Origin of the sequence: Collimonas humicola, from assembly GCF_018304945.1 — a bacterium.
Classification (GTDB): Bacteria; Pseudomonadota; Gammaproteobacteria; order Burkholderiales; family Burkholderiaceae_D; genus Collimonas; species Collimonas humicola.
On the sequence record NZ_JAGQEE010000001.1, the window covers coordinates 158,526 to 184,837 of the forward strand.

The 26,312-nt window shown below is 60.9% G+C and carries 23 protein-coding genes; 14 read left to right on the forward strand and 9 right to left on the reverse strand.

Features of this window, described 5'->3' with window-relative positions:
* Position 1 precedes the first annotated feature (1 nt).
* Positions 2-718, forward strand: coding sequence for a heme-copper oxidase subunit III family protein (locus KHU30_RS00750; RefSeq protein WP_211440751.1), 717 nt, complete (start codon positions 2-4; stop codon positions 716-718).
* Positions 719-726: 8 nt separating this feature from the next.
* Positions 727-1,041: a cytochrome C oxidase subunit IV family protein gene (locus tag KHU30_RS00755; protein WP_211440752.1), complete on the forward strand. Its 315-nt coding sequence runs from the start codon at positions 727-729 to the stop codon at positions 1,039-1,041.
* Positions 1,042-1,044: 3 nt separating this feature from the next.
* Here KHU30_RS00755 and KHU30_RS00760 read toward each other — a convergent pair whose 3' ends face one another.
* Positions 1,045-2,109: an acyltransferase family protein gene (locus KHU30_RS00760; protein WP_211440753.1), complete on the reverse strand. Its 1,065-nt coding sequence runs from the start codon at positions 2,107-2,109 to the stop codon at positions 1,045-1,047.
* Positions 2,110-2,286: 177 nt separating this feature from the next.
* On the opposite strand from KHU30_RS00760, the gene KHU30_RS00765 reads away from it, so the two are divergent.
* The 9 genes from KHU30_RS00765 to KHU30_RS00805 all read left to right on the forward strand — a co-directional run bounded on the left by KHU30_RS00765 (position 2,287) and on the right by KHU30_RS00805 (position 10,464).
* Complete coding sequence (locus KHU30_RS00765; protein WP_230427140.1) at positions 2,287-2,886, forward strand: glutathione S-transferase; 600 nt, start codon at positions 2,287-2,289, stop codon at positions 2,884-2,886.
* A 267-nt stretch (positions 2,887-3,153) separates the two neighbouring features.
* On the forward strand, positions 3,154-4,038 hold the full coding sequence (gene htpX / locus KHU30_RS00770) for a protease HtpX (protein ID WP_098497892.1): 885 nt from the start codon (positions 3,154-3,156) through the stop codon (positions 4,036-4,038).
* A 67-nt stretch (positions 4,039-4,105) separates the two neighbouring features.
* The gene (locus KHU30_RS00775) at positions 4,106-4,729 is read left to right on the forward strand and encodes an L-threonylcarbamoyladenylate synthase (RefSeq protein ID WP_211440754.1); all 624 of its coding nucleotides are present in this window, start codon (positions 4,106-4,108) and stop codon (positions 4,727-4,729) included.
* A gap of 135 nt (positions 4,730-4,864) precedes the next feature.
* The gene (locus KHU30_RS00780) at positions 4,865-5,539 is read left to right on the forward strand and encodes a site-2 protease family protein (RefSeq protein WP_211442144.1); all 675 of its coding nucleotides are present in this window, start codon (positions 4,865-4,867) and stop codon (positions 5,537-5,539) included.
* 11 nt (positions 5,540-5,550) lie between these two features.
* Entirely contained in the window at positions 5,551-6,753 is a 1,203-nt protein-coding gene (locus KHU30_RS00785; protein WP_211440755.1) for a tryptophan--tRNA ligase, read from the forward strand.
* A 7-nt stretch (positions 6,754-6,760) separates the two neighbouring features.
* A complete protein-coding gene (locus KHU30_RS00790) occupies positions 6,761-7,351 on the forward strand; it encodes a class I SAM-dependent methyltransferase (protein ID WP_211440756.1) in 591 nt (196 codons plus the stop codon).
* Positions 7,352-7,481: 130 nt separating this feature from the next.
* Positions 7,482-8,360, forward strand: a complete 879-nt coding sequence (gene dapA / locus KHU30_RS00795) for a 4-hydroxy-tetrahydrodipicolinate synthase (protein WP_211440757.1) — start codon at positions 7,482-7,484, stop codon at positions 8,358-8,360.
* A 93-nt stretch (positions 8,361-8,453) separates the two neighbouring features.
* Positions 8,454-9,629 carry an outer membrane protein assembly factor BamC gene (gene bamC / locus KHU30_RS00800; RefSeq protein WP_211440758.1) on the forward strand — a complete coding sequence of 392 codons (1,176 nt, stop codon included), beginning with the start codon at positions 8,454-8,456 and terminating at the stop codon, positions 9,627-9,629.
* Between the two features lie 61 nt (positions 9,630-9,690).
* Complete coding sequence (locus tag KHU30_RS00805) at positions 9,691-10,464, forward strand: MBL fold metallo-hydrolase (protein ID WP_211440759.1); 774 nt, start codon at positions 9,691-9,693, stop codon at positions 10,462-10,464.
* Positions 10,465-10,568: 104 nt separating this feature from the next.
* Here KHU30_RS00805 and KHU30_RS00810 read toward each other — a convergent pair whose 3' ends face one another.
* Together KHU30_RS00810 and KHU30_RS00815 are read right to left on the reverse strand one after the other, a co-directional pair.
* Positions 10,569-10,892, reverse strand: coding sequence for a hypothetical protein (locus KHU30_RS00810; RefSeq protein ID WP_211440760.1), 324 nt, complete (start codon positions 10,890-10,892; stop codon positions 10,569-10,571).
* 603 nt (positions 10,893-11,495) lie between these two features.
* The gene (locus KHU30_RS00815) at positions 11,496-12,617 is read right to left on the reverse strand and encodes a cupin domain-containing protein (RefSeq protein WP_211440761.1); all 1,122 of its coding nucleotides are present in this window, start codon (positions 12,615-12,617) and stop codon (positions 11,496-11,498) included.
* Positions 12,618-12,772: 155 nt separating this feature from the next.
* On the opposite strand from KHU30_RS00815, the gene KHU30_RS00820 reads away from it, so the two are divergent.
* Positions 12,773-13,315, forward strand: a complete 543-nt coding sequence (locus KHU30_RS00820; protein ID WP_061946072.1) for an FKBP-type peptidyl-prolyl cis-trans isomerase — start codon at positions 12,773-12,775, stop codon at positions 13,313-13,315.
* Between the two features lie 337 nt (positions 13,316-13,652).
* Here KHU30_RS00820 and KHU30_RS00825 read toward each other — a convergent pair whose 3' ends face one another.
* The 5 genes from KHU30_RS00825 to ilvD form a co-directional block, all read right to left on the reverse strand.
* The gene (locus KHU30_RS00825) at positions 13,653-14,636 is read right to left on the reverse strand and encodes a hypothetical protein (protein ID WP_211440762.1); all 984 of its coding nucleotides are present in this window, start codon (positions 14,634-14,636) and stop codon (positions 13,653-13,655) included.
* On the reverse strand, positions 14,636-17,302 hold the full coding sequence (gene mutS, locus KHU30_RS00830; protein WP_211440763.1) for a DNA mismatch repair protein MutS: 2,667 nt from the start codon (positions 17,300-17,302) through the stop codon (positions 14,636-14,638). Before mutS ends, KHU30_RS00825 begins: the two co-directional genes overlap by 1 nt.
* Before the next feature lie 337 nt (positions 17,303-17,639).
* Positions 17,640-18,533: a hypothetical protein gene (locus KHU30_RS00835; protein WP_211440764.1), complete on the reverse strand. Its 894-nt coding sequence runs from the start codon at positions 18,531-18,533 to the stop codon at positions 17,640-17,642.
* A 101-nt stretch (positions 18,534-18,634) separates the two neighbouring features.
* Positions 18,635-19,906 carry a TIGR03862 family flavoprotein gene (locus tag KHU30_RS00840; protein WP_211440765.1) on the reverse strand — a complete coding sequence of 424 codons (1,272 nt, stop codon included), beginning with the start codon at positions 19,904-19,906 and terminating at the stop codon, positions 18,635-18,637.
* A 359-nt stretch (positions 19,907-20,265) separates the two neighbouring features.
* Positions 20,266-22,140, reverse strand: coding sequence for a dihydroxy-acid dehydratase (gene ilvD / locus KHU30_RS00845; protein WP_211440766.1), 1,875 nt, complete (start codon positions 22,138-22,140; stop codon positions 20,266-20,268).
* 304 nt (positions 22,141-22,444) lie between these two features.
* Here ilvD and metC point away from each other — a divergent pair, with 304 nt between their 5' ends.
* A complete protein-coding gene (metC, locus tag KHU30_RS00850; protein WP_211440767.1) occupies positions 22,445-23,644 on the forward strand; it encodes a cystathionine beta-lyase in 1,200 nt (399 codons plus the stop codon).
* 2 nt (positions 23,645-23,646) lie between these two features.
* Here metC and KHU30_RS00855 read toward each other — a convergent pair whose 3' ends face one another.
* Positions 23,647-24,114, reverse strand: a complete 468-nt coding sequence (locus tag KHU30_RS00855; protein WP_061946074.1) for an Lrp/AsnC family transcriptional regulator — start codon at positions 24,112-24,114, stop codon at positions 23,647-23,649.
* A 189-nt stretch (positions 24,115-24,303) separates the two neighbouring features.
* Between KHU30_RS00855 and KHU30_RS00860 the strand changes: the two genes are divergently transcribed.
* Positions 24,304-26,235, forward strand: a complete 1,932-nt coding sequence (locus KHU30_RS00860) for an autotransporter outer membrane beta-barrel domain-containing protein (protein ID WP_211440768.1) — start codon at positions 24,304-24,306, stop codon at positions 26,233-26,235.
* Positions 26,236-26,312: the final 77 nt, after the last annotated feature.

Below are 26,312 nucleotides of genomic sequence, written 5' to 3' on the forward strand. Positions count from 1 at the left end.
TATGAGCGTCGCAACTCCGCCGGCAAGCTCGGCAGAAGCATCCGGCCACGGCCGCTGGCGCCAGCTGGTGGCTGACTGGTCGTCCGACCAGCGCGCGTTCCAGGTATCCTGGGGCAAGGCGATGATGTGGATTTTCCTGCTGTCCGACACCTTCATCTTCAGCTGCTTCCTGACCGGGTACATGACGGTGCGCATTTCCAGCACCATTCCCTGGCCCAATCCGAGCGTGGTGTTCGGCCTGAAGATAGGCGCCGCCGAGGTGCCGCTGCTGCTGATCGCCATCATGACTTTCGTCCTCATCAGCAGCAGCGGCACCATGGCGATGGCGGTCAATTTCGCCTATCGCCGCGAGCGCGTGCGGGCGGCGGTCCTGATGTTTGTCACCGCCGCTTTTGGCGTCTGTTTCGTCAGCATGCAGGTGTTCGAATGGAGCAAGCTGATTTTGCAGGAGGGGGTGCGGCCCTGGGGCAACCCGATGGGCGCCCCGCAGTTCGGCTCGACTTTTTTCATGATCACCGGCTTCCACGGCTTGCATGTGAGCGCCGGCGTGATTTACCTGATTACCGTCGCGGTGCGCTTGCTGAAAGGCCGTTATGACGGTCCCGGCGGCAAGGGAGGCACGGGCGGCAATTACCAGATCGTTGAAATCGCCGGCCTGTACTGGCACTTCGTCGACCTGGTCTGGGTTTTCATTTTTGCCTTGTTCTATCTCTGGTAGGTGCGCTCATGACTTCCGCCACAGGACAACAACATCCGATCAGCCTCTACCTCAAGATCTGGGGCCTGCTGTTTGTGCTCAGCACGCTGTCTTACCTGGTCGATTACTTCAATTTCCACAGCTATCTGCGCTGGACCCTGATCATCGTCCTGATGCTGATGAAGGCAGGACTGATCATCGCCTTTTTCATGCACATGGCGTGGGAACGGCTGGCGCTGGTGTTCGCCATCCTGGTGCCGCCGCTTTGCTTGCTGGTGCTGGTGGGCTTGATGGCGACCGAGGCCGACTATACGTTCCTGACCAGGCTGCTGTTCTTCCGCTGAGGGCTATAGTTTGATATGCCAGCGCCGGCTGTCCATCACGAAGACGATCAGCCACCACAGGAACACGAAGGCTGCGGCAAACGCCAGCGAAGCGAGCTGCGCTCCGGCCAGCGGCGCGATCCATCCGGCGAACAAGTGCTGATAAAGCGGCTCTTGCCAACCCAGGCCGGGAAGCAGGATCTGCATCAGTTCCGACCCTGCATAGGCGGCAATGGCATTGACGCCGAAGCGGCGCCCCAGCGCCGGCCAGCCGCGCCGGTCGATCAGCCAATGCAACAGCAGCATCGCCAGCGTGGCCAAGCCGGCGCACCAGAGCACGAACGATGGCGTCCACAGATTCTTGTTGAACGGCAGCGCCAGCGACCACAGCGCACCCAAGGCCAGCGCGCCGATGGCGGCGATGAGCAGCGCTTTCAGCCGGTCTGCGCGCAGCCAGCGGCCGGCGCACAGGCCGAGCAGGCAGGTGGCCAGGGACGGCAGCGTGGCAAGCAAGCCTTCCGGATCGTGGCCGCGGCCGCTGAGCGGATCGGTTTGATACACCAGTTTGCCGAAGATGGCGCTGTCGCTGCGGCTGACCAGGTTGACCCAAGGCTCCAGCGAACCGCCGAGCGCCAGCAAGCCCCAGTAACCGAGCAGGATGGCGATGATCGCGCCCCATTGCGTGCGCGGCCGGGTGTGGATCGCAAACAGTGCGGTGGCGGCAAAGCACAGCCCGATCCGCTGCAGCACCCCCGGCGCGCGCAAATGCGCGCCAGGCATGATCAGCCAGGCCAGCAGATTGATCGCCAGGCCCAGCGCCACGATCCGCAAGGCCCGCAGCAAGGCGGCCCGCGTCAGCGCTGCGCGGTCGCCGCCTTGCGCCGCGCGCGCTTCGATGCCGAGGGCGGTGGAGAGGCCGACCACGAACAGGAAAAACGGAAACACCAGGTCGGTCGGCGTGCAGCCGTGCCAGGCAGAATGCTCCAGCGGGGCGTAGACATGGCCCCAGTCGCCCGGGTCGTTCACCAGCAGCATCGCTGCGACGGTACAGCCGCGCAAGGCATCGACCGACGCCAGGCGCCGCGTCATGGATGGTCGGCCGCATGCATGGCAGGCGGCGGTGTTGAACAATGCATAGGTGCTCCAATAATTTCCGTGCAGCAAAGATAGCAGAATTCAGCGTATCTTCACGCGGCCGCCGCGCGAGTAACGGTGCGGACGCACCTGTGTTATTTTGTTGGCATTATTTTTTGCAGGTTGATTGACTTGAAGCCCATTTTATTTACTTTTCGTCGCTGCCCGTACGCCATCCGCGCGCGCCTTGCTGTCAAGATCAGCGGCGTCGACGTGGTGATGCATGAGGTCAGTCTGAGGAACAAACCGCAAGCCATGCTGGACTGTTCTCCCAAGGGCACGGTGCCGGTGCTGGCGTTGCCTGGCGGCGCCGTGCTTGAGCAAAGCCTCGACATCATGCACTGGGCGCTGGCGCAGAACGACCCGGAGCAATGGCTGAGCACGAATCCGGAAGTGGTGCGGCAGGTGCGGGAACTGATCGCGCAAAACGATGGCGCTTTCAAGGGTTTGCTGGATCGCTACAAATATGCGGAGCGCTTTCCGGAACATCCGGCCGTCTATTACCGCGTGCAGGGAGAAGCTATCCTGGCGCGGCTGGATGCGCGCATTGCCGCCCACGGTTTCCTGACGGGGAACAAGAGGGGCTTGGCCGACATGGCGATTGTCCCGTTCGTGCGGCAATTCGTGGCGGTCGACCCGGCGTGGTTTTATGCCAGCCGCTACCAGAGCCTGGCCGGCTGGCTGGACGGACTGCTTGCGTCGCCGCTATTCCAGTCCGTGATGCAAAAGTGATTTTGCGGGCGGAATGGGCGATACGAACGAGGACAGGATTGCTGCAGGCAACAGCAGTTGCGTCAAGCAGCCGTACAGGAACGGCGGGCAGATTTTGTGGAAGAATGGGAGGGGATAACCGAGTTCGGCGGCGTCAGGTGTGAATATTGTTTAATTGCTTTGTTTTCTGCCGAGGGCAGTCTGGCATAATTGGCCGCCGCACTCTTGAAATCTGGGTCGGCGACCTTATCTTAAAGACACTTCTTTCCCCATTTTGGAGTTTTCCACATGAAACGTATTTTCTTGTTCCTTGCCACCAATATCGCAGTGATGCTTGTCATGAGCGTCGTGCTGTCGCTGTTGGGCGTGGACCGTTTCCTGACTCGCGCCGGCCTCAACCTGCCGATGCTGATGGTGTTTTCGCTGGTGGTCGGTTTCACCGGATCGATTTTCTCGCTGCTGATCAGCAAGCAGATGGCGAAATGGTCGACCGGCGCCCGCGTGATTGCCTCGCCTTCGAATTCGACCGAGATGTGGCTGGTGGATACGGTCGGCAAGCTGGCGCAGCGCGCCGGCATCGGCATGCCTGAAGTGGCAGTGTATCAGGGCGACGCCAATGCCTTCGCTACCGGCGCGTTCAAGAATTCGGCGCTGGTTGCGGTATCGACCGGTCTGCTGGAAAGCATGACCAAGGAAGAAGTTGAAGCGGTTTTGGGGCATGAAATCGCCCACATCGCCAATGGCGACATGGTGACCATGACCCTGATCCAAGGCGTGGTGAACACTTTTGTGGTGTTCCTGTCGCGCGTCATCGGTTATGCTGTCGACCGCGCCTTGTCGCGTGGCAATAATGATGGTCCCGGCATCGGCTATATGGCGACTGTGCTGGTATCGCAGATTGTGCTGGGCATAGGCGCGTCGCTGATCGTGGCCTGGTTCTCGCGCCATCGCGAATTCCGCGCCGACGCCGGCTCCGCCAAGCTGCTGGGCAGCGCCTTGCCGATGCAGAATGCGCTGGCGCGCCTGGGCGGGATTGAGCCCGCGACCCTGCCGGAATCGATGGCGGCCCTGGGCATCAACGACAAGCCCGGTTTCATGGCGCTGTTTTCCAGCCATCCGCCGATCGAACAACGCATTGCAGCCTTGCGTAATCCGCAAGTCACTGCCCTGTAATTTTTCTTGATTCGACGGCGCTGACCTTCGGGTTAGCGCCGTTTTTCATTTTTAGAGCCGAACAGCCATGAGCCAGTTTTTCCAGATCCACCCGGACAATCCGCAACTGCGCCTGATCAAGCAGGCAGTGCAAATCATCCAGGCCGGCGGCATCGTCGCCTTGCCTACCGATTGCTGCTATGCGCTGGTCTGCCAGCTGGACAACAAGGACGCGGTGGACCGGGTCAGGCGCATCCGCGGCGTCGACGACAAGCACCACCTGACCATGCTGTGCCGCGACCTGAGCGAAATCTCGCTGTACGCCAAGGTCGACAACCGCCAGTTCCGGCTGCTGAAAAGCGCGACGCCTGGCGCTTATACCTTCATTCTCGAAGCCACCAAGGAAGTGCCGCGCCGCCTCAGCCATCCGGCGCGCAAGACCATCGGCCTGCGCGTGCCGCAGCACAGTATCGTCAGCGCGGTGCTGGAAGAGCTGGGCCAGCCGCTGATCGGCGCTACTTTGATCTTGCCGGGAGCGGACCAGGCTTTGACCGATCCGGAAGAAGTGCGCGACCAGCTGGAGAAGCAGATCGAACTGGTGATCGACGGCGGCGCCTGCAGCCTGGAGCCGACCACCGTGATCGACCTCAGCGGCGACGAGCCGCAACTGATACGCCAGGGACGCGGCGACGCCGGCTTGTTTGGATTCTGACCCCGGCCGCGAGGGCGCCGCTTGCGGCGTCCATATTGTCTTTTTGTAATTCCCTATGATCCAAGCCATCCCGAGCGCCGATCTTTTACGGTTCCCCGCACCGGATGGCAACGCTGCTCTGATAGAATCCCGCCCATGAATGATCTAATCCAAACCGTCGCAGTGTATGCGCTGCCCATGTTGTTCGCCATTACGCTGCACGAAGCCGCGCATGCCTACGCCGCCAAGTATTTCGGCGATCCCACCGCCTACATGCTGGGCCGCATGAGCCTCAATCCGATCAAGCACATCGATCCGTTCGGGACCATACTGATTCCAATAGCGTTGTATTTGTCGACCGGTGGCGCCTTCCTGTTCGGTTACGCCAAGCCGGTACCGATCAATTTCGGCCAGTTGCGCAAGCCCAGACGCGATTCGGCTTGGGTGGCGCTGGCCGGGCCTGCGGCGAATCTGTTCATGGCGCTGATCTGGCTTGTGCTGTACCAGGTGCTGGGGCAATCTTTCGGAGCGCAAGAATTTTTTGTGCTGATGGCCAGGGCCGGTATCCTGGTTAATCTGGCGTTGTTTGCCTTTAATCTGTTTCCGATTCCACCGCTGGATGGCGGCCGCATCCTGACGAGTTTGCTGCCGACCAAGTATGCCTATCAGTTTGCGAAAATCGAACCCTACGGTTTCTTTGTTGTGCTGGCATTCCTTTTCATTAAAATTGGCGGTGTGCCGTTGCTGTACTTTTGGGTCAGTCCGGTTCGCTCATTTGCGCTGGACGTGCTGCAATTCATTACCTTGCCACTTTCCTTTTTATTACGATAACTAAATCAACCATGTATCCTGATCGTGTTGTCTCTGGCATGCGCCCGACCGGCGCCTTGCATCTTGGCCATTATCACGGCGCGCTGAAAAACTGGGTAAGGCTGCAATCCGAATTGCCCTGCCTGTTTTTCGTCGCCGACTGGCATGCGCTGACCACGCATTACGACGACCCTAGCGTGATCGAAACCAGCGTCTGGGACATGCTGATCGACTGGCTCGCCGCCGGCGTCGACCCGTCGCAGGCGACCTTGTTCATCCAGTCCAAGGTGCCGGAACACGCCGAGTTGCATCTGCTGCTGTCGATGGCCACGCCGCTGGGCTGGCTGGAGCGGGTGCCGACCTACAAGGACCAGCAGGAAAAACTGGCCGACCGCGATTTGGCCACCTACGGTTTCCTCGGCTATCCGCTGCTGCAGGCGGCCGACGTCCTGATCTATCGCGCCAGCCAGGTGCCGGTGGGCGACGACCAGGTGCCGCACATCGAAATGATGCGCGAAATCGCGCGCCGCTTCAATCATCTGTACGGCAAGGAAAAGGGCTTTGAGGAAAAGGCCCAGGAAGCGGTCAAGAAGCTCGGCAGCAAGCGCGCCAAGCTGTACAACGAGCTGCGCACCCAGTTCCAGCAGCAAGGCAGCGAGAACGCGCTGGAACAGGCCAAGGCCATGCTGGACGATGCCCAGAACCTGTCCATGATAGACCGCGAGCGCCTGTTCGGTTTCCTTGAAGGCAGCCGCAAGCTGATCCTGTCGGAGCCGCAGGCGCTGTTGACCGAGGCGTCGCGCCTGCCGGGGCTGGATGGGCAGAAGATGTCCAAGAGTTATGGCAACGCCATCGCCTTGCGCGAGGACAAGGACGTGGTCAGCAAGAAAGTGCGCACCATGCCGACCGACCCGGCGCGGGTACGCCGCACCGATCCTGGCGACCCGGACAAATGCCCGGTATGGCAGTTCCACGTCGTCTATTCCGACGACGCCACCCGCGAATGGGCCGCCAAGGGCTGCCGCAGCGCCGGCATTGGCTGCCTTGAATGCAAGCAGCCGGTGATCGACGCCATCATCCGCGAGCAGGAGCCGATGCACGAGCGGGCCCAGCAATATCTTGACGATCCGTCGCTGGTGCGGGCGATCGTGGCGGATGGCTGCGACCACGCACGCAAGCTGGCGCAGGACACGATGCGCGACGTGCGCGAAGCCATGGGCCTGGGCTATAGCTAATTCTCCTATGACCGCTGCGACCAGTCCTGCATCGAATCCTGTCTCGCCCTGGATCAGCCGCTTCGGCCGCCTGATACCGGCCGGCGCAGTATTGGACCTGGCTTGCGGCAGGGGCCGCCACGCCTTGTGGCTGGCCAGCTTGAGTCAGAACCTCAGCGTGCTGGCGGTCGACCGCGATCCGGCTGCGCTGGCTGAAATAGATGCGGTTGGCGTCGCCACCCGTCAGGTCGAGCTGGAAAACGGCGATGCCGAGGCGCTGGCGCAGCTGTTCCGGCCTCATCGGTTTAGCGGCGTCGTGGTCACCAATTACCTGCATCGCCCCTTGTTCCCACTGATCCTGGACAGCATCGCGGCCCAAGGTGTTTTGCTCTACGAAACATTTGCAGCCGGTAATGAACACTTTGGCAAGCCTTCCAATCCCGATTTCCTGCTGCAGCCGGGCGAATTGCTGGCCTTGCTGGCGGCTGACAGCGCCAGCCGCTGGCATGTGCTGGCCTTCGAGGACGGCTACGTGGAGCAGCCGAAGGCGGCCATGGTGCAGCGGCTGTGCGCCATCAAGCAGCCTGGCGGCGTAGCGTCTGCGCGGCGCATCGCCTGAAAACATGGTTGGCGTCGCTGGCAGAGTTGCTTCAAGGTAATTGTATTTGTACCTTGTTTTACAAGCGGAAATGCCCCACAGCCACTGCGATCCGCTACAATCAGTCTTTTATTTTTTCGCATTCACGATCATGATCAAGGGCAGCATTGTTGCAATCGTTACTCCCATGCATACCGACGGCAGTCTCGACTTGCCGGGTTTGCGCAAACTGATTGACTGGCACATTGCCGAAGGCACCGATGCGATCGTCATCGTCGGCACTTCAGGCGAGTCGCCGACCGTCACGGTTGAAGAGCATTGCGCCCTGATCAAGCTGGCGGTCGATCACGCCGCCAAGCGTATTCCCATCATCGCCGGCAGCGGCGGCAATTCCACTGCGGAAGCGATCCAGCTGACCCGCTTCGCCAAGGAAGCCGGCGCCGATGCATCGCTGCAGGTCGTGCCTTACTACAACCGGCCGACCCAAGAGGGCATGTACCAGCATTTCAAGAAGATCGCGGAGTCGGTCGATCTGCCTGTCATCCTGTACAACGTCCCTGGCCGCACCGTTGCCGATATGAGCAACGAAACCATCTTGCGCCTGGCGCAGGTGCCGGGAATCATCGGCGTCAAGGACGCTACCGGCAATATCGGCCGCGGCTCCGACCTGATTCGCCTGGCGCCGCCTGAATTTGCCGTCTATTCCGGCGACGACGCCACCGCGATGGCGCTCATGTTCTGCGGCGGCAAGGGCAATATTTCCGTGACCGCGAACGTCGCGCCGCGCGACATGCACCTGCTGTGCGTGGCGGCAATGAACGGAAACGTGGCGAAAGCGGTCAAATTGAACAACAAGCTTTTGCCTTTGCATAACAAGCTGTTTGTGGAGCCGAATCCCTTGCCCGTGAAATGGGCGCTCACCGAGATGGGCATGATGGCGGACGGCATCCGTCTGCCGCTGGTGCCGCTGGCAGCCGAGTATCATGAAACCGTCCGCGCGGCGTTGCGTGAAGCGGGTGTATTACAATAAGCGGCGCTGACAGGCGTTTTCCCTAGGGTAGAGTTTCATGATGTGCGAAACGCTACCCTAAAATTTCCTTCGTCTTTTTGATCCTGTATCCACATGACTATTCGCAAGAACATTCCATCGACTCAATTCAGTCTCCCACAACGTGGCATTGTTATCGCTTTGGCGCTGGCCGGTCTGGCAGGATGCTCTTCGATCAATTCGGTGCTTGAGCCGGATCGCATCGATTACAAAAGCGCAGGCAAGGTAACGGCGCCGAAGCTGGACATCCCGCCCGACCTGACCCAGCTGCAGCGTGAAAATCGTTATGCCATTCCCGAGACGAATGCAGGTACAGCCACTGCCTCCGGCTACAACCTGGAGCAAGGTGCGCGTCCGGCGGCAGCGGCAGCGGCGGTCGCGCCGAATGCAGCGCCCGACATGCACATCGAGCGCGATGGTTCGCAGCGCTGGCTGGTGGTCAGTTCAACGCCTGAAAACCTGTGGCCCAAGGTCAAGGATTTCTGGCAGGATTCAGGTTTCCTGATCAATATCGAAAATCCGGAAACCGGCGTGATGGAAACCGACTGGGCTGAAAACCGCGCCAAGATCCCGCAGGATTTCGTCCGCAACACCCTGGGCAAGGTATTCGATTCGCTGTATTCGACAGGTGAGCGCGACAAGTTCCGCACCCGTCTGGAGCGTGGTCCGAACGGCACCACCGAAATCTACATCAGCCACCGCGGCGCCGAAGAAGTCTTGTCCGGTGCGCAAAAAGAATCCAGCATCTGGACCGCGCGTCCCGCCGATCCGCAGCTGGAAGCAGAATTCCTGTCGCGCCTGATGGGCCGCCTGGGCGCCGATGAAGTGAAGGCCAAGGCTGCCGTGGCCAATACGCCGTCGCTGCAGGCGCGTTCCAAGCTGGTCAAGAATGCCGCCGGCGACTTCGTCCAGGTAGATGAAGGCTTCGACCGCGCATGGCGCCGCGTCGGCCTGGCGCTGGACCGTGTCGGCTTTACCGTGGAAGACCGTGACCGTACGCAAGGCGTGTACTTCGTGCGCTATGTTGATCAGGATGCGGATGCCAAGGACAAGAAATCGGACAAGGGTTTCTTCGCCAAGATATTCAGCAGCTCCGACAGCGACAAGGCGAAAAATGCAGCCAGCTACCGCATCGCAGTCAAGGGTTCGGACACCGGCAGCCAAGTCACTGTGCTGAACAAGGATGGCAAGCCTGAACTGTCGAAAACTTCCGACAAGATCCTGGCATTGCTGAATGAGCAGCTGAAATAAATTCGTTCGTCTGGCACTGCAGTAAGGCTGCAGTGCGTTTCTTGAGCTATGGGATCTATCCTTGAAATTCGCAAGCTTGGGTAGTGGTAGTGAAGGCAACGCGCTGCTGATATCGGCCGCTTCCGCTAGCGGCACGACCAATGTGATGCTCGACTGCGGTTTCGGCATACGCGAAACCGAAAGGCGTCTGGCCCGCCTGGGCCTGGATGGCGCCTCCCTCTCTGCAATTGTCGTCACCCACGAACATCAGGACCACATCGGCGGCGTTTTTAAGTTCGCCCGCCGTCATCGCTTGCCGGTCTGGCTTACCTACGGCACCTTCCAGGCGCTGCGCCAGGACTGCTCCGGCGTGACGGTCGGCTTTTGCCGCGACGGCGAAATCCTCGCCATCGGCGATCTGCAATTAACTCCCTATACAGTCCCGCATGACGCACGCGAGCCGGTGCAGTACGTCGCCACCGACGGCAAGCATAAGCTGGGCGTGCTGACCGATGCCGGCAAGCTGACCGATCACCTGGTGCAAGCCTTGGGCGGCAGCGATGCGCTGGTGCTGGAGTGTAACCATGATCGGGAGATGCTGCGCAACTCGGCCTATCCGCCGTCGCTCAAGCGTCGTATCGGCGGCGAGTACGGCCATTTGTCGAACCAGGCGGCGTGTGAGATTCTGAAGGCTTTGGACCAGTCGAGATTGCGCAAGGTGGTGGGTGCGCATCTGAGTGCTCGCAATAATTTGCCGGAGCTGGCCTACGCGGCGTTGTCCGACGCGCGTCACAATGAACTGGTGGAGATCACGATCGCCTGCCAGGAGGAAGGTTTCAACTGGATCGAGATTTGAGCTGCCGCAGATGCGGGAGGAGAAGGTGAGAAGGGTGGCCTGGCGCAGAAGCGCAGGCAATAAAAAAGCCGACCAGAGGTCGGCTTTTTCTACGCAACCAATGATTACTTGGAAGCAGCAGGTGCGGCAGCAGCTTTAGCAGCGTCAGCAGCAGCGTCAACAGCTGTGTGAGCAGCATCAGCAGCAGCGGAGCCAGCAGCAGCAGCGGCAGTACCGGCAGCAGTTGCAGCGTCAGCAGCAGCGGAACCAGCGGCAGTTGCAGCAGCAGCAGCGTCGGATGCAGCGGAAGCAGCAGCGTCAGCAGCAGCAGGTGCTGGAGCAGCCATTGGTGCTGGAGCCGAAGCGTCAGCAGCAGGAGCTTCGTCTTTTTTGCCGCAAGCAGCCAGAGTCAGAGCCAACAGGGATGCGATCAACAGTGTTTTTTTCATGAATGTTCCTTCAGTAGTAATCAAAATTTTTGCGATGAATAATTACCGGTAATTATCGCTCTACAGGATGTTTTCGCAGTGCTTTGCCGGGACTGCGCATCGCGATGCAACAAAAACTTTCCAGCTCAGGATTATAGCCGGAATTTGTTAAATATGACATTGACGGTTTGCTATTTGGTAAGAATTTGTATCAACGCAACAGCGCTTTTCTATCTTATGGAAGCCGCTTCAATTTTATGAACGATGCGGGAGTACTGACGGCCATCAGAATTACTGTTAAAAAGTGCAAAACAATTGCCGTTGGAGCAGTGCGATGGCAGGTGCTGTTGACTGTCGGATTGGCTTCGAATTTGTTAAATACTGTCAATCGTGAATAATATTTAAGCAAACCGGTGGTAAATATTAATTCGAGGTTTGTTTTATTATTAATTACATTTAACGAATTTCTATTTGCTTTATGCGCGGTTTTTATGCAGCACGTGTTTCAGCCTTTGGCAGATATTCAAATATCGTAAGCAGATAATAAAATCGCCACCTTACTTTTTCGGGACGGAAAGCGGATGTTCCCGGAAAATTCACTATTCCAAAAACATCCCGCCACAATCAGCCCAGCGTAACCCAACCGTCTTCGTACCAGGTATACAGCGCTTCCAGCACGTCGGTCGATACTTTTGCGGCTGCTGCGCTATCCAGGCGGCGCTCATCGGCCAGCAACGTCAGTGACGCCTTGTCGGCACGGCCGATGGAAAACGATTCGCCATTGATGAATACGTGCTTGCCGCGGTACAGCATCTGGGTCTTGCGCGACAGCGCTACGCCGCGCTTGCCGAGTGAGGCGGTAAAGCGCGCCAGCGTCAAGGGTTTGGCCGGCGAGTCGAAGAATACGCTGGCCTTTGGCTCCGACAGGTACTGGCCGACGAAGATGGCGATGTCGTCATCGGTGAAGCGCACTTTATTCAGCTCGTCCGCAATCTGCGTCAGCATGCTGACGCTGATTTCCGCCGGATGCTTGCTGGCTTCCAGCTGCGGATCGGCATAGCGGCCGGGCAGGTCGATCGAGTCGGCCATGAACTGCAGGAAGGCTTCGCCCAGTTCCTGGAACGGCGGTGCGCGGAAGCCGATCGAATAGGTCATGCATTCGCCGATGGCGACGCCGTCGTGCGCATATTGCGGCGGCAAGTAGAGCATGTCGCCGGGTTCGAGCACGAACTCGTCTTCGGGCTTGAAATTCTTGAGGATCTTCAAGGCGCTGCCTTCCACCAGGGTCAGGTCCTGGGTGGCGCCGATTTTCCAACGGCGCTGGCCATGCGCCTGCAGCAGGAAGACGTCGTAAGAATCGAAGTGCGGACCGACGCCGCCGGTGTCGGTGGCGTAGCTGATCATCAGATCGTCCAGGCGGGCGTCGGGAATGAAGCGGAACTGGCGCAGCAGGGCGTCGGCGTTGTCGTCATGCAGGTTGACGCCTTGCACCAGCAAGGTCCAGTCGTTCTGCGCGGCCGTCGGCAAATCGGTGACCGGGCCGTTGCTGACTTGCCATTGCTGTTTGAAATGCGTGACCAGCCGCGATTCGACGTCATCGCGCCGGGCCAGTTCAAACAGCGCCTCCGGCGACAGCAGCGGTTTGAAGCCGGGCAAGGCTTGACGAATCAGCAGCGGCTTTTTATGCCAGTAGTCGCGCAGGAATTGTGCGGGCGTCATTCCGCCCAGGAGTGTGGAATTTTTCATGCGCGTATTATATCGGGTTGCATGCCGTAAAATTAGGCAGGACTATGGATTCCGTGCATTACCGGCATTTTGAGCGAGTAAATTTTGCGTTCCCGGCAAGGCTGAGCCATTCCGGCGGGTATAATCCCAACGCATGTTAAATGAAAGGAATGATCATGAAGATTGCCAAAAATACGGTAGTGACTGTACGCTACAAATTGTCAGATGCCCAAGGCAATCTGATCGAAGAAAGCAGCGAGCCGATGGTGTATTTGCACGGCGGCTATGAAAACACGTTGCCGAAAATCGAAGAAGCACTGGATGGCAAGGAAACCGGCTATCACACCGAGCTGCAGGTCGAGCCGGACGACGCCTTTGGCGAATACGATTCGAACCTGGTCAAGATAGAGCCGCGCAACCGTTTGCCGACACCGCTCGAAGTCGGCATGCAATTTGAAGGCACGCCAGACAATGAAGATGAGGAAGAGCAAGCCCTGATTTTCACGGTGACGGATATTGCCGACGACAAGGTCGTGCTCGACGGTAATCACCCGCTGGCCGGCATCGCCTTGCGTTTCGATCTGAACGTGACGGAAGTCCGCGCCGCGACAGAAGAAGAAATCGCGCATCAGCATGTCCACGGCGCACACGGCCATCATCACGACGACCAGGACGAAGATGGCGCGGACGATCATTTCCGCAGTCATCCTATCCACTAAATCGCAGGGCGGTTGCTGCCGCCCATGCGATGCCCTTCCCAGGAAATGCCGGGGCCTGTTATCCGGGGCCTAGGCGAACAAGGCTTGCACTTCGCGCCGCATTTCCAGAGTCAGCTGGCCAGCCTCCCTGGCCAGATTGATCTGCTTGGCCGCCTTTGCCACCGCAACCATTCTTTTCCAATTGATAGCCGCCTTTCCATGCCAGCCATGTAAAGACATCGGCCAGATGCCAAACAGCCATCTCCGCAAAAGAGCGCGTCCCCAAAATAGCTATTCTATTAACCAATGCGAAACTCAGGCGCGTCCTTAGAGCGCAGCTGCTCGGGCGGGGGAGTACTTAGCGGCGCGTCAGCCTTGCCTGATCGGCGTTCTTGCCAAGATCGAACAGCTTGGGGTTGGCCGGGTCGAAATTGACTTTCAGCCAGCTGCCGCTGACTTCCAGGTCGCCCAGGTTGCGTTGCCAGACGATAGAGGTCGAGGTGGGCGCGTCGGCGCCATGCGGGCCGTGGATGATCAGCACCTTGCCGCCGAACTGGCTGGCGTGGACGCTGATGCGCTGGCGGATTTCGGCGAAGCCGTCGCGCTTGACGTTGAAGTCGAATACTCGGTGGCGCTGGGTCGCCAACGGATCGCCATCGCAAAACAAGACGACCGCATCCGATTTTTTTTGCGCCGCATTCAGGAAAATCCGCTGCAGCCATTCGCGGTTGGCGATCTGCCTGTCTTCGAATTCGCTGTTGCGGCCGCCTTCCGCCAGATAGTGGTTGTTGCTGGCCGGCAGATTGATGGTGGCGAAGATCACGTTGCCGATCTCCCACCTGGCGTTTTCCACGTAGCTGTGGAATTTTGGCGAGGTCGATTGCCTGATCAGGGGGATCTTGCTGTCGCCGAAAGAGAATTCGTCGGAGAAAAACAGGTCGCGCACCCGGTTCAGGCGCTCGATCGCGGCCGAGCGGTCGGCCGCGGTGCGGCAGGTCACCCAGTCGCTGGCCGAGAGCGACACGATCAAGCCGTTTTTGGCGCTGCTTAACAAAGCCTTGCGCTGGCTGTACAACTTGTCCGAGCAAGGCTCGGTGCTGGCTTTGATGCCGTTCGCCACCACAAACGCCAGGTTGTCGGCATCGGTTTCGGCGATGGCGTTGCGCAGCGTGGTTTCGTCGGAATTGCTGCGGAAAGCATGGGCGATCACGGCAAAGCTGAAGCTGGTGGTGTCGGCCAGCGCCGCGCCGCAATTGACCGTCAGCGCCGCCGCCAGGCTGAGCAGAAGCGCCAGCCTCGACGGCAAGGCTGCCGATGGTTTGCGTAGCAGCGCGGCGTTCATCAGTTTTTTTGCGCCGTCGTCAGATGCTTCAGGCGGTACAGCTGCTCCAGCGCTTCACGCGGCGTCAGGGCATCGGGGTCGATGCCGTCCAGGGTCGCGATCAGCTCGCTGCCCAAGGCGTCGCTGACATTGGCGGCATCGGCTTCCTCGTGCGTGTCCATGCTGGCCGCTTGTGCAAACAGATCGAACTGCGGCGTCGCCTGCATCGATTGCGACTCCAGCAGGGCCAGATGCTTGCGCGCGGCGCGGATCACCGGCGACGGCACGCCAGCCAGCTGCGCCACCTGCAAGCCATAGCTTTGCGACGCGGGGCCGGCCTGGACCGCGTGCAGGAAAACAATGCTGTCCTTATGCTCGACTGCCGACAGATGCACGTTGGCGGCCGACGGATGCAGGTCCGGCAGCTGGGTCAGTTCAAAGTAGTGCGTGGCAAACAGGGTGAAGCTGCGGCTGACGTCGATCAGGTGGCGGGCGATCGCCCAGGCCAGCGCCAGGCCGTCGAAGGTTGACGTGCCGCGGCCCACTTCATCCATCAGCACCAGCGAATTTTCAGTGGCGCCGTTGAGGATGGCGGCCGATTCGGTCATCTCCACCATGAAGGTGGAGCGGCCGCCGGCCAGGTCGTCGGCAGCGCCGATACGGGTGAAGATGCGGTCGATAGGTCCCAGCACAGCGCTGTCGGCCGGCACATAGCTGCCGACGTAAGCCAGCAGGGTAATCAGCGCCACCTGGCGCATGAAGGTCGATTTACCGCCCATGTTGGGGCCGGTGATCAGCAGCAGCTTGCGTTCTGTCGACAGCTGGCAGTCGTTGGCGATGAAGCGTTCGATCTGCTTTTCAACCACCGGATGGCGGCCCTGCACGATCTGGATCGCCGGTTCCGCCACCAGCTGCGGCAGGCACCAGTCATGGCGCGCGGCGTGGTCCGCCAGCGCCACCAGGGTGTCGAGCTGGGCCAGCGCATGGGCGATATTCTGCAGGGTGCCGATATGCGGCGCCAGGTCTTGCAGGATCTGGTCGTACAGCATTTTTTCGCGGACCAGGGCCCGTTCCTGCGCCGACAGCGCCTTGTCTTCAAACGCCTTCAGCTCCGGCGTGATGTAGCGTTCGGCGTTCTTCAGGGTCTGGCGGCGGCGGTAGTCGTCCGGCACCTTGTCGGTCTGGCCGTGCGTGACTTCGATGTAGAAGCCATGCACCTTGTTGTACTCGACCCGCAGGTTGGCGATGCCGGTGCGGGCCCGTTCGCGCGTCTCCAGGTCGACCAGGAACTGGCCGGCGTTTTCCGACAGGCCGCGCAGTTCGTCCAGTTCGGCGTCGAAGCCGGCGGCGATGACGCCGCCGTCGCGCACCATGGTCGACGGTTCCGCGGCAATCGCGCTTTGCAGCAGCTGCAGGCAGTCGATCGGAGTTGCCAGCGCCGTTTGCAGCTCGCGCAGCAGAGGCGCCTCGCTTTCGCTGCCGCACATGGCGATGTCGGCGCGCAGCGCATCTAGCTGCAGCAGGCCGTCGCGCAGACCGGCCAGGTCGCGCGGCCGGGCCGAAAGCAGGGCGATGCGGGCGGTAATGCGTTCGATATCCGGCACCGCGCTGAGGGTGCTGGAAATAGCGCCGCCGGCATCCGCCGCCATCAGGGCGCCGATCGCGGCGTGGCGGCCGCGCGCCACCGTCTGTTCGCGCTTGGCGTGATGCAGCCAGTGGCGCAGCAGGCGCGAACCCATCGCGGTGCGGCAGTGGTCCAGCAGCGAGAACAGGGTCGGCGCGCCGGACGCCGCATCCTGGCCGCGGATGGTTTCCGTCAGTTCCAGGTTGCGGCGGGTGGCGGCGTCCAGGCCGATGAATTCGTTTTCGGTTTCAACCGTGAGCGTGCGCACGTGCTGCAAGCCCTTGCCCTGGGTCGACTGGGCGTAGCGCAGCAAGGCGCCGGCCGCACCGATGGCGGCGCTCAGGCCCTCGGCGCCGAAACCGCTCAGGGTGCTGACGGCGAGCTGGTCCAGCAGCGCTTTCTGGCCGTGGGCGATATCGAAATGCCATTCCGGCACGTTGGTGGCCTTGTCGACCACGCCCTTGGTCAACATCGAGTTTGATAAATTCGCAACCATGTCGGCGACCAGCACTTCAGCCGGCGCGATGCGTTCCAGTTCCTGCTTCAGCAGGGTGTCCAGGGTCGCCGCTTCGCAAGCGAATTCCATCATCTTCAGCGCGCCGCTGGCGAGCGACAGCCAAGCCATGCCGACCTTGAGCGTCTTGCGCTGCTGGGTGACGAACAGGGCCAGCAGCGGCTGGTCGGATTTTTCCGGCAGCAGGTTGGAGTCGGTCAGGGTGCCGGGCGTGATCACGCGCAGCACCTTGCGGTCGACCGGCCCCTTGCTGGTGGCCGGGTCGCCGATCTGTTCGCACAGCGCTACCGATTCGCCCAGCTTGATCAGCTTGGCCAGGTACTGGTCGGCCGAATGGAAGGGCACGCCGCACATCTTGATCGGTGCGTTGTTGTAGGTGCCGCGCGAAGTCAGCGTGATGCCGAGCAGGCGCGTGGCCTTTTCCGCATCCTCGAAAAACAGTTCGTAGAAATCTCCCATCCGATAGAACACGAGCGTGTCCGGATAGTCGGCCTTGATGCCGAGATATTGCTGCATGCCTGGTGAGACTTTTTGCGCCGCTACCGTCATTGGGCGGCCCGCTGATGAAAAACTGAGTGCATTAAATGGGTTCTTTCCCAGGCGCCGCTGGCGCCCGACTGCTAGGGTATTGGGGTCTGGTGGACTGTCACAACCAAATCAAGAGTGCCTGCCACGTATCCGACGCGCATGGCAGCGTTGCGCATGCTCGCAATAGTCTCGCTATTGCTCCGCTGTGCGCCTTGCCCTGCGCGTCGGATACGCGTCCTTCACTCTCGATTTGGCTGTGACAGTCCACTAGCCGATATTGTAAGCGGAAGCCGGTCCGGCCGCCATTTCTTTGCGGTTTGGACAAGCAGCGGACAGGCGCTGCGGCGGTGCCCGGATTTCAGCGCGGCGGCGCGCTGTCCTGGTAGAACATTTCCCGCATCAGGAACTGCTGCAGTTCATCGGTATCCTTCAGGCGCGCGCTGAGCGTGATCACGCGGCCCAGGCGTTGCGAGCGCCAGGGGATGTCGGTCTGGGTTTTTTTGCGGATCATGTCGATCATCTTGCTGACGACGGCGGCTTCGATGCTGATTTCGCCGCCGCGCTCGACCGGGATGTATTGCGTGGCGCTGCGGTTGTTGTCGGTGCTCCAGCCGTGGAACACCAGGTTGGCGCGGAACGGCGTCTTGTCGCGCACCTCGAAGATGCCGCCGTTTTTCGCCTTGTCTATGCCCATCCAGCCTCGTTGCGCCTGGATGTTGGCGCGCGCGATATCGTTGGGCGACTGCGGCGCTTCCTCGCTAGGCGAATCTTCGCCCGCCAGGGCGCGCTCCTGCGCCTGGGTGGCTTCACGCTGCTCGCGCCGCGCCTGGATATGCGCGGAAAAATCTTCCTGCACCGATTGCTCGTACTTTGGAGCGTCCGGCTGCGGCGTGACCACGGTGCGCGGCGCTTCCGGCGTGATCGGCATGCGCTCCTGCGCCACTTTCGGGGGCGCGCGGCGCGGCTTGGCCGGCGCCGGCGCGGTCTTGGGCTTGGCTGGCGGAGCCGGGGTCTTGACCGCCGGCTGCGGCGTGCTGGCGGGCGCCGGCGCCAGGGTGATGCTGACCGCGCCCATGTTGCCTTGCGCCGGCGACTGGATTTCGACCGGCAGCTGAGTCAGCAGATACCAGATGCCTACAACGTGGAACAGGATGGAAATCAGCACGCCGACGATCTTGGGGATGCGTTGCTGATTGGCGCGCCGTTTGTCTATCCACGACAATTTGCCCGGTTTTACACTCCCTTCCTTCATCGGTTCAGCCTTGTTTGGTCGACTTGCATGCAAGTCTGCTGGCGGCGCCGTGCGCAGCCGCGTGGTTCATGAGTAAAGTGCCTGTACGTAAATTGCTCATTTTACGGTAACCAGTTCAAAACGCCATGGCCGGCGGCCCGGCCGGAAGCCAGGCAGGCGGTCAGCAGATAGCCGCCGGTGGGGGCTTCCCAGTCAAGCATTTCACCGGCGCAAAACACGCCGGGCAAAGCCTTCAGCATCAGCTGCCCGTTCAAGCCGTCAAACGCCACGCCGCCGGCGCTGCTGATGGCTTCATCGATAGGGCGCGGCGCCAGCAAGGTCAGCGGCAGCGCCTTGATGGCATGCGCCAGCCGCAGCGGATCGATAAAATCCGCAGGCGGCACCAGTTCCCGCAGCAAGCCGGTCTTGACGCCTTTCAGTCCCAGCCGGCTTTGCAGGTGGCTGGACCAGGAGCGGGCGCCGCGCGGCCGCGCTACTTCATCGATCACTTTTTGCAGCGGCCAGTCCGGCAGCAGGTCGATCCGGATCGTCGTGCCTTCGCTGCTGTCGGCGATGCGGTCGCGCAATCCGGCCGACAGGGCATAGATCAGGCTGCCCTCGACGCCATCGGCGGTGATGATAAATTCTCCCTGCTTGCGCGCCGGCGGCTCAATGTCGCCGGCGCCGGTCAGGATGGCTACCGACTTCAGGTGCTGGCCGGCAAAGCGGTCGCGGAAATATTCGCTCCAGCCGACGTCGAAGCCGCAATTGGATGGCCGTAGCGGCGCCACCGGCACTGCGCGTTGCGTCAGCAGCGGCAGCCATCTGGCGTCGGAGCCGAGCCGCGCCCAGCTGCCGCCGCCGAGCGCCAGCACTACCGCATCGGCCTTGACGGCGATGTTGCCTTGCGGCGTCTCGAAACTGAGGGCGTCGTGCTGGTCCCAGCCCAGCCAGCGATGGCGCATGTGGAACTGTACGCCGGCCTGGCGCAGGCGATGCAGCCAGGCGCGCAGCAGCGGCGCGGCTTTCATGTCGGTCGGGAACACGCGGCCGGAGGAGCCGACGAAAGTGGCTATGCCCAGCCCTTGCACCCATGCCCGCAGCGCATCCGGGCCGAATTGGTCGAGCATCGGCGAGATCTGCGCGCGGCGCGTGCCGTAGCGCGAGAGAAAGGCTTCGTAGGGTTCGGAATGCGTCAGGTTCATGCCGCCTTTGCCGGCCAGCAGGAATTTGCGGCCGACCGACGGCATGGCGTCGTAGACATCGACCTGGACACCGTCGGCGGCCAGCACTTCGGCCGCCATCAGTCCGGCAGGGCCGCCGCCGATAATGACGGCATGCCTGGTAGCGCGAGTTGCTGCTGTTTGTATTTCGGGATTATTCAACGAAGTCATCTATAGCCGGGAAACTGTCGGACGCAAAGCCGGTCCGGCAGGGTTTGCAACTTTACCATATGGAGCGCCTGGTTTAGGCATGGCGCAAGCGCGGGATGCAGCGCGAAGACGGGATTTCCGCGCAGGATTCACAGGGGGCTTTGTCTGCGGAAAACCCGGAAAACACCAAAAAAAGCATCGGCAGCCGTCGATCTCCGTCCTTTTTCGCGGATTTCGTGTTTTCCGTAGACATATTTTTTCAGAACGATAACAAATCACGGCAAAAAAAAGAGGCCCGTTTGCACGAGCCTCCTTTACAGAGAGTTACATTTTTCTTGCCAGATAAACGCTGGGAAACAATAGCGAATATCGCCCCGGGCTTAACGCTTCAGCTGGCTGATATCGCGCACCGCGCCGCGGTCGGCCGAGGTTGCCATGGCGGCATAGGCTTGCAATGCCTGCGATACATAACGCTGGCGGTTGACCGGCTTCCAGGCATCCTTGCCCTTGGCGTCCATCGCCGCGCGCCGCTGCGCCAGTTCGCTGTCGCTGATTTTCAGGTGCATGCGGCGTTCCGGAATGTCGATCTCGATGATGTCGCCTTCTTCCACCAGGCCGATGGCGCCGCCTTCGGCCGCTTCCGGCGAGGCATGGCCGATCACCAGGCCGGACGAGCCGCCGGAGAAGCGGCCGTCGGTGAACAGCGCGCAGGATTTGCCCAGGCCCTTGGATTTGATGTACGAAGTCGGATATAGCATTTCCTGCATGCCAGGGCCGCCTTTCGGTCCTTCGTAGCGGATGATGACGACGTCGCCGGCATGGACCGTATCGCCGAGAATCGCTTCCACCGCATCGTCCTGGCTTTCAAAGACGCGCGCGCGGCCGCTGAACTTGAGGATGCTTTCATCGACGCCGGCGGTTTTGACGATGCAGCCGTTTTCCGCCAGGTTGCCGTACAAGACCGCCAGCCCGCCGTCTTGCGAATAAGCGTGCGCCTTGTTGCGGATGCAACCGTTGTCGCGGTCGGTGTCGAGGCTGGTGAAACGCTTCTCCTGCGAAAACGCGACCTGGGTCGGCACGCCGCCCGGCGCCGCGCTGAACAGCTTGTGCACGGCGGGGTCCTGGGTTTGCGTGATGTCGTTGTTGGCGATGGCGTCGCCCAGTGTTTTGCTATGAATCGTCGGGCGGCTGGTATCGAGCAAGCCGGCGCGCGCCAGTTCACCGAGGATGCTGACGATGCCGCCGGCGCGGTGCACGTCTTCGATATGGTATTTGTCAGTCATCGGCGCCACCTTGCACAGGCAGGGCACATGGCGCGAGATGCGATCGATGTCGGCCATCTTGAAATCGACTTCGGCCTCCTGCGCCGCCGCCAGCAAGTGCAGCACAGTGTTGGTCGAGCCGCCCATGGCGACGTCCAGCGTCATGGCGTTTTCAAACGAGGCCTTGGTGGCGATGGAGCGCGGCAGCACCGAGTAGTCGTCTTGCTCGTAATGGCGTTTGGCCAGTTCGACGATCAGGCGGCCGGCGCGCAGGAACAGTTCCTTGCGGTCGGCGTGGGTGGCGAGGATGGTGCCGTTGCCGGGCAGCGCCAGGCCCAGCGCTTCGGTCAGGCAGTTCATCGAGTTGGCGGTAAACATGCCGGAACAGGAACCGCAGGTCGGGCAGGCCGAGCGTTCGATTTCAGCGATATCGGCGTCGCTGACGGAGGCGTCGCCCGCCTTGATCATGGCGTCCACAAGGTCGATCTTGAAAATCTTCTGGTCGATGACGGCCACGCCCGGCAGCTTTTCCACCACCTTGCCGGCTTCCATCGGGCCGCCGGAAACGAATACTACCGGGATGTTCAGGCGCATCGCAGCCATCAGCATGCCGGGGGTGATCTTGTCGCAATTGGAGATGCACACCATGGCATCGGCGCAGTGGGCATTGACCATGTACTCGACCGAATCGGCGATCAATTCGCGCGACGGCAGCGAATACAGCATGCCGCCATGGCCCATGGCGATGCCGTCGTCGACTGCAATCGTATTGAATTCCTTGGCGACGCCGCCGGCCGCTTCGATCTCGCGCGCGACCATCTGGCCCAGGTCCTTCAGGTGGACGTGGCCGGGGACGAACTGGGTGAAGGAGTTGACCACCGCAATGATCGGCTTGTCGAAATCGCCGTCTTTCATGCCTGTGGCGCGCCACAGGGCGCGGGCGCCGGCCATGTTGCGGCCATGGGTGGTGGTGCGGGAACGATATTGCGGCATGATTTGCTTCTCCGGGAAAGTGGCTTCAGGGCTGACGATAGAGTGCCTTGCCCATAAGGCTGTGTCAAATATATGATTTATGCTCTATTAATATGATCTGGATATATATCGAGGCGGAGGCATTTGTCGATTATTTACTATCCAATGATGTTATCTTGTTTTTAATTTTCTAATAATTGAATAAATAATAGAAAATTATTCCAATAATTTCTATTTTTGAGCAATTCGTTGCAATAATTTTCCACGCTCACAATCCTACAATAGACACAGGTAATCCCGCCGTACAGTTTTTTTTGGAGTCCCTATGTCTACCGATCATTCTTCCAGTTCTCCCGCCACGCATGTCGATACCCAGCTGGTCCATTGCGGCCGCGAGCCTGCGCGCTTTGCGGGGATGGTGAACACGCCGGTGTTCCGCGGCTCGACCATCATCGCCAACAACCTGGAAGACTGGGAAGCCAGCCGCCAGATCGACAATCCGATGTCCAACTACGGCCGCTTCGGCACCCCGACCACGCGCTCCTTCGAGCAGGCGATCGTGACGCTGGAAGGCGGCCATAACTGCCTGGTGTTCCCGTCCGGCCTGTCGGCCTGCACCCATAGCATCTTGGCTTTCGTCAAAAGCGGTGACCACATCCTGATCACCGACAGCGTGTACGGCCCGACCCGCACCTTCGCCGACCGCGTGCTGCGCCGCATGGGCGTCGAGGTGGAATATTTCGATCCGCTGATCGGCGGCGACATCGGGCAGCTGATGCGGCCGAACACCAGCGTGGTGTTTGTCGAATCGCCCGGTTCCTGGACTTTCGAGGTGCAAGATATTCCTGCTATCGCGGAAGAGGCGCATAAAGCCGGGGCCTACGTCCTGCTCGACAATACCTGGGCCACGCCCTTGTTCTTCAAGCCCTTCGAGCATGGCGTCGACGTTTCCATCCACGCCGCCACCAAGTACATCGTCGGCCATTCCGACGCCTTGCTGGGCGTGGCCAGCGCCAATGAGCGCGCCTGGAACATCCTCAAGAACGGCGCCCACGATTTCGGCCAGACCGCCGGCCCCGACGATATCTACCTGGCCTTGCGCGGCATGCGCAGCATGGCGGTGCGGTTGCGCCAGCACTCGGAGAGCGGCATCCAGCTGGCCGAATACCTGCAGAGCCAGCCGCTGGTGGAGCGGGTGCTGCATCCGGCCTTGCCGTCCGATCCGGGCCACAAGCTGTGGCAGCGCGATTTCCTTGGCGCCAGCGGTTTGTTTACGATTGCGCTGAAGGAGGTCGGCCGTCCGGCGCTGTCCAAATTCTTCGACGGCTTGCAATTGTTCGGCATCGGCTTGTCCTGGGGCGGCTTTGAAAGCCTGGCTTTGCCGCTGGACAAACCGCCGACCCGGGTAGCATCGAAGATCACTTATCCGAATCCGCTGGTGAGGATTCATGTCGGGCTGGAAAATATCGACGACCTGATCGCCGATATGGGCTCGGCGTTCCAGCGCATGGAACAGGCGCTGTAGGGTCAATCCAGTCCGGCATAGTCAAGCGGCAGCGCCGTGGTGTGCTTGATCTGCTCCATGGCGAAGCTGGCGTTGACGTCGAACAGGGCGTTCGACTGCGTCAGCTTCTGGTACACCGCATCGTAGGCTGCGATGTTCGGCACCACTACCCGCAGCAGATAATCGATATTGCCGCTCATGCGGTAGAACTCGACCACTTCGGGAATCAGTTTGACGGTATTGCTGAATTGCGCATACCAGCCGGCGTTGTGCTGACTGGTCTTGATCGAGACGAATACCGTCACGCCGACATTGAGCTTGTCGGCGTCCAGCAGCGCCACGCGGCGCAATATCACGCCGTCTTCTTCCAGCTTCTGGATGCGGCGCCAGCATGGCGTCGACGACAGATTGACCTTCTCGGCGATTTCCGCCACCGGCGTGCTGGCGTCTTCCTGCAGGATGGCGAGAATCTGTTTATCTATTTTATCCATGGTCGGCTTGAGTAAGGAGAAGGGCTGGCCGCTGCCGCTGTCGCAGCTGCGCGCCGGCAGCAACGAGTGTAGCGCCAGTCGCGCCGCCGGTGTGATTTTCGAGTGTTTTGCCTATGTACTTGATTGACTTTGCCGGCCGGGTGGCCGATATTAAGGGCGCAAATCTATAAATACAAGAAGGAGACATAATTGCGTATATCTTTACCCAAATCATTCCGCCTGAGCCCGATGTCGCGGGCGCTGACCCTGGCAAGCCGCACCGCTGCACTGATCGGCGCCGGCTTAATTTTCAGCGCGCCGGCCAGCGCGGCGAATTTTTCCCAGATGGTGTTCTTCGGCGATTCGCTGACCGACAGCGGTTATTTTACCGGCGTCGGCCAGCAGCGTTCGTTCACCACCAATCCCGATCCGGTCTGGGCGCTGCTGCTGGCGCACAAATACGGCAACGCCGCCAATCCTGCCGCGATCCTGACGCCGAGCGGGGTGCAGGCGGCCGGCGGCACCGACTATGCGGTCGGCGGCGCCCGCGTCACCGCGCAGAACGGCTGGCCCGATGCGGCGACAGCGCCTCTGGTGCCGACCGTCACCAGCCAGGTCAACGGCTACCTCGCGGCCAATCCGCGGCTCGACGGCAAGGGTTTGTATGCGGTATGGGCCGGCGCCAACGATGTTTTCGGCTACACCAGCAGCAACGCCGGCGCTCTGCTTAATCCGGCGACGCAAGCCGCCACCGCCGCCCAGGTGATCCAGCTGGTGACCGGCGAGGCCACCAACGTGGTGGGATTGGTGCGGCAGTTGCAGCAGGCCGGCGCCGGCACCGTGATCGTGGTCAACCTGCCGGATGTCGGCAAGACGCCGGAAGGTTCGGCGATTCCGGCGCTGGCCACTTTGTGGACGGCTTCCTCCAGCAGCTTCAACACTGCGCTGAACAACGGTTTGGGCGGACTGGGCGGCAATATCGTGGCGATCAACGCCTTCGGCTTGCTGCGCGAAGTGATCGCCAATCCGGGCCTGTACGGTTTCACCAACGTCACCACGCCGGCTTGCACCACCTCGTCTTCGGGCAACTGCACGACGTCGACCCTGGTCGCTCCGGGCGCTAATCTCACCTATCTGTTTGCCGACGGCGTCCATCCGACCGGCGCCGGCCATGCCGTCCTGGCGCAATACATTGAATCGGTATTGCAGGCGCCAGGCCAGATCGGCCTGCTGGCGGAAGCGCCGCTGGCCAGCGCCCAGAGCTTTACCCGCGCCATCGATGACCGCCTGCGCCTGACGCCGCGCGCCGGCCAGGTCGAAGCCTATGCAGCCTACGACAATACCCATCAAAGCCTGGACCACAATGGCAACAACCCGGGCCTGGACGGTTCGGCCAACAGCCTGACGGTAGGCGCCGACTATGCGGTCAACCAGAATGTGACGGTCGGCGGCGCTTTCGGCTTTGCCCATAACCGGGCGAATTTCGGCAATGACACCGGCGGCTTCAAGCTGGACCAGGCCATGCTGTCGGCGTACACCCAGTACCGCGACGGCGCCTGGGCGCTCAACGCCATCGGCATGGTCGGCTCGCTGCAGTACAAGGACGTTACCCGCAACATCGTGCTGGGCGCCGCTACCCGCAATGAAAGCGGCAACGCCAATGGCCATCAGTTCCTGTTCCGTCTCGGCGGCCAGTACGACTTCGACCTCGGCGCGGCAACGCTCAGCCCGGTCGCCAGCCTGACCTGGCAACAAGTCAATGTCGGCGGCTATGCGGAAAACGGCAACGACAGCAGCGCCATGAACTTCAACTCGCAGCGGCGCAATTCGCTGGTTTCCAGCCTGGGCGCGCAAGTCACCAGCAAGCTGACGCTGGGCAGCTATGCGGTGCAGCCGTTTGCCAAGCTGGCCTGGGAAAAAGAGTTTGAAGACAGCGAGCGCGATGTCCGCGCCAACCTGGTCGGCATGGCCGGCAGCTTCGGCTTGCCTGCGTACCAGGGGCCAAGCAACAGCGCCAGGCTGGAACTCGGCGCCAGCGTTGCTCTGGCGAAGGATTTCACTGCCTATGCCAGCTATAACGGCCAGTTCGCGGGCGGCAACAAGACCAATTCGTTCCAGCTGGGTTTGAAAAAAGCGTTTTAAATCCAGGAGGGCGCAAAGGCGTCCGTACACTGCGGCCGGATTAAAAAAGCCGCCGGTGCAACATGCACCGGCGGCTT

Coding starts and splice junctions, on each gene's coding strand:
- KHU30_RS00835 (WP_211440764.1), bottom strand. CDS start 18,533: ATGAAGGAAGGGAGTGTAAAACCGGGCAAATTGTCGTGGATAGACAAA.
- KHU30_RS00815 (WP_211440761.1), bottom strand. CDS start 12,617: ATGAAAAATTCCACACTCCTGGGCGGAATGACGCCCGCACAATTCCTG.
- KHU30_RS00780 (WP_211442144.1), top strand. CDS start 4,865: ATGAATGATCTAATCCAAACCGTCGCAGTGTATGCGCTGCCCATGTTG.
- KHU30_RS00825 (WP_211440762.1), bottom strand. CDS start 14,636: ATGAACGCCGCGCTGCTACGCAAACCATCGGCAGCCTTGCCGTCGAGG.
- KHU30_RS00840 (WP_211440765.1), bottom strand. CDS start 19,906: ATGACTTCGTTGAATAATCCCGAAATACAAACAGCAGCAACTCGCGCT.
- ilvD (WP_211440766.1), bottom strand. CDS start 22,140: ATGCCGCAATATCGTTCCCGCACCACCACCCATGGCCGCAACATGGCC.
- KHU30_RS00810 (WP_211440760.1), bottom strand. CDS start 10,892: ATGAAAAAAACACTGTTGATCGCATCCCTGTTGGCTCTGACTCTGGCT.
- dapA (WP_211440757.1), top strand. CDS start 7,482: ATGATCAAGGGCAGCATTGTTGCAATCGTTACTCCCATGCATACCGAC.
- KHU30_RS00785 (WP_211440755.1), top strand. CDS start 5,551: ATGTATCCTGATCGTGTTGTCTCTGGCATGCGCCCGACCGGCGCCTTG.
- KHU30_RS00775 (WP_211440754.1), top strand. CDS start 4,106: ATGAGCCAGTTTTTCCAGATCCACCCGGACAATCCGCAACTGCGCCTG.
- KHU30_RS00750 (WP_211440751.1), top strand. CDS start 2: ATGAGCGTCGCAACTCCGCCGGCAAGCTCGGCAGAAGCATCCGGCCAC.
- htpX (WP_098497892.1), top strand. CDS start 3,154: ATGAAACGTATTTTCTTGTTCCTTGCCACCAATATCGCAGTGATGCTT.
- KHU30_RS00790 (WP_211440756.1), top strand. CDS start 6,761: ATGACCGCTGCGACCAGTCCTGCATCGAATCCTGTCTCGCCCTGGATC.
- KHU30_RS00820 (WP_061946072.1), top strand. CDS start 12,773: ATGAAGATTGCCAAAAATACGGTAGTGACTGTACGCTACAAATTGTCA.
- KHU30_RS00755 (WP_211440752.1), top strand. CDS start 727: ATGACTTCCGCCACAGGACAACAACATCCGATCAGCCTCTACCTCAAG.
- KHU30_RS00855 (WP_061946074.1), bottom strand. CDS start 24,114: ATGGATAAAATAGATAAACAGATTCTCGCCATCCTGCAGGAAGACGCC.
- mutS (WP_211440763.1), bottom strand. CDS start 17,302: ATGACGGTAGCGGCGCAAAAAGTCTCACCAGGCATGCAGCAATATCTC.
- metC (WP_211440767.1), top strand. CDS start 22,445: ATGTCTACCGATCATTCTTCCAGTTCTCCCGCCACGCATGTCGATACC.
- bamC (WP_211440758.1), top strand. CDS start 8,454: ATGACTATTCGCAAGAACATTCCATCGACTCAATTCAGTCTCCCACAA.
- KHU30_RS00760 (WP_211440753.1), bottom strand. CDS start 2,109: ATGACGCGGCGCCTGGCGTCGGTCGATGCCTTGCGCGGCTGTACCGTC.